The sequence below is a fragment of the Streptomyces sp. 13-12-16 genome (assembly GCF_002114215.1).
In the GTDB taxonomy this organism is placed as follows: domain Bacteria; phylum Actinomycetota; class Actinomycetes; order Streptomycetales; family Streptomycetaceae; genus Streptomyces.
In genome coordinates this window covers 1-1983 of record NZ_NCTE01000080.1, presented here as the reverse complement: position 1 = coordinate 1983, position 1983 = coordinate 1, and the positions used below count along the sequence as shown (strand labels likewise).

The following is a 1983-nucleotide window of genomic DNA, read 5'->3' as shown; positions in this document are numbered from 1 at the left end:
GGTGCCGTCGCAGCCGCGTACGACCTCACCCGACTCCGTCTCCCGCTCCGGCTCCCGCTCGGACACGGAACCGGAGTCCGTGTCCGGCTCCGGGACGGTCACCCGGCCGGTGTCCCCGCCCCCGGCCGCCGACGGCGGCGACACCGGCAACGACGGCGGCGACGGCGGCGGTGGCACCGGCCAGGGGGAGGGCTCCCAGCCCGTCCCCTCACCTCCCGCCACACCTCCGACGGCCGAGCCGGACTCCTCCCGGCTCTGCCTCCTGGTGATCTGCCTCGGCTGACCTCCCCCCGGGGCGGCGCGCCCGCACGGGCCGCGCCCCGCCGCGCGCCCCGGACCGGCCCTGCGGAACAATCGGGACATGAGCATCGTCAAGATCAACGTACTCACGGTCCCGGCGGAGCAGCGCGAGACGCTGGAGCAGCGGTTCGCCGCGCGGGCGGGGGCGGTGGAGGGTTCGGACGGGTTCGAGTGGTTCGAGCTGCTGCGTCCGGTGGAAGGCACCGACACCTACCTCGTCTACACCCGTTGGCGGAGCGAGGAGGACTTCCAGCGCTGGATGGCCGGTCGCGCCCAGGCCGCCCACGGCGGGGCCTCCGGTGAGAAGCCCCGGCCGGCGGCCACGGACGCCACGCTGTGGTCCTTCGAGGTGGTCCAGCAGGCCGCGCCCAAGCAGGGCTGACGCCGAAGGCGCCGCCTCGGCCCGGACGAGGCGGCGGCGAATTGACCCCGCGTGAAATGCGCATGAAAAGGGGCCGGAAAACAAAGAGCAGGGGCCCGCACCGAAGTGCGGGCCCCTGCTCTTACGATCCCTGCGCCAAGGTCAGGCGGGGACGATGTTCTCCGCCTGCGGGCCCTTCTGGCCCTGCGTGACGTCGAAGCTCACCTTCTGGCCTTCCTGGAGCTCACGGAAGCCGGAGGTGGCGATGTTCGAGTAGTGGGCGAAGACGTCGGCGCCGCCGCCGTCCTGCTCGATGAAGCCGAAGCCCTTTTCCGAGTTGAACCACTTCACCGTACCGGTGGCCATATCAATTCTCCTGAGACAGTGCTGGGACTCGCACTTTACGAATCCCTTCATCGTCGCGATGATCACCTGCCCGGAGACCCGGTAGCAAACTGGCAACCACAACTGCAACTGGCGTCAGCCTAGCACGGAAGAAGTCATCGGCAAGCGAGGAAAATCACTGGAATAAAACACCGACAGCGTGTTTAGGGAAAGAGATTTTCTCCAGCGGGAGCGGAAATACTGTTTCGGCGGGGACAGATTTTCAACGGCGTTCGTGGACCGCCCCCACGTCGCGCCGACGCAGCTCCTCGTTGACGCGTTCGGCCTGTTCCAGCTGGTCCTCGAGGCTGATGATGCGGCACGCGGCGTCGACCGGTGTGCCCTGGTCGACCAGTTCGCGGGCCCGGACGGCCAGCCTCAGCTGGTGGCGCGAGTAGCGGCGGTGGCCGCCCTCCGAACGCGTCGGGGTGATCAGCCGCGCCTCGCCCAGGGCGCGGAGGAAAGCGGGTGTGGCTCCGACCAGTTCGGCGGCCCTGCCCATGGTGTAGGCCGGGAAGTGGTCGTCGTCGAGCCGGTCGGCGACGGGGAGCCGGTCCTGGTCCGGCTGCCGGCCGTCGGCGTACGGCTGACTCTCCGAGGTCATACGCACCTTTCCGCGGACCACGGTGGGCACGGTCCGCCACGGGGACGGGTCCCCCACGGGGGAACTCTAGTCGGCTCGGTGGAAAATCTGCCGTGGCGGCGGCAGATGTCCTGCACCGGGACGCGTACGGCGGCCGGCCCCGGTCGCACCGGGCATCCCGCCGAAACCCGGTCCGGCGACGGACCGGAGAACCTCGACGCCCGGCAGGTACAGACGGGTGGCCGGGGCCGCGCCCCTCGGCCGGTCACGGAAGGCGCCGCACCGCCGACGCCGGCGCCGACGCGGGCGGGAGGGCGTCGCGCCACCGATACCGGCCCGGCGGACGACGACGGCC

The 1983-nt window shown here is 70.9% G+C and carries 3 protein-coding genes and 1 pseudogene; 2 read left to right on the top strand and 2 right to left on the bottom strand.

The features are described from left to right. Positions 1-283: pseudogene (locus B7767_RS46140) on the top strand (hypothetical protein); the annotation flags it as partial. Between the two features lie 78 nt (positions 284-361). After that, complete coding sequence (locus B7767_RS03805; protein WP_085570861.1) at positions 362-682, top strand: antibiotic biosynthesis monooxygenase; 321 nt, start codon at positions 362-364, stop codon at positions 680-682. Positions 683-823: 141 nt separating this feature from the next. On the opposite strand, the gene B7767_RS03800 is transcribed toward B7767_RS03805, so the two are convergent. Further along, complete coding sequence (locus tag B7767_RS03800; protein ID WP_003969786.1) at positions 824-1027, bottom strand: cold-shock protein; 204 nt, start codon at positions 1025-1027, stop codon at positions 824-826. A gap of 241 nt (positions 1028-1268) precedes the next feature. Next, entirely contained in the window at positions 1269-1649 is a 381-nt protein-coding gene (locus B7767_RS03795) for a MerR family transcriptional regulator (RefSeq protein ID WP_085570860.1), read from the bottom strand. Positions 1650-1983: the final 334 nt, after the last annotated feature.

Excerpts from the sequence above, each read along its gene's own strand:
- B7767_RS03805 (WP_085570861.1), top strand. The coding sequence starts at position 362 with ATGAGCATCGTCAAGATCAACGTACTCACGGTCCCGGCGGAGCAGCGC.
- B7767_RS03795 (WP_085570860.1), bottom strand. The coding sequence starts at position 1,649 with ATGACCTCGGAGAGTCAGCCGTACGCCGACGGCCGGCAGCCGGACCAG.
- B7767_RS03800 (WP_003969786.1), bottom strand. The coding sequence starts at position 1,027 with ATGGCCACCGGTACGGTGAAGTGGTTCAACTCGGAAAAGGGCTTCGGC.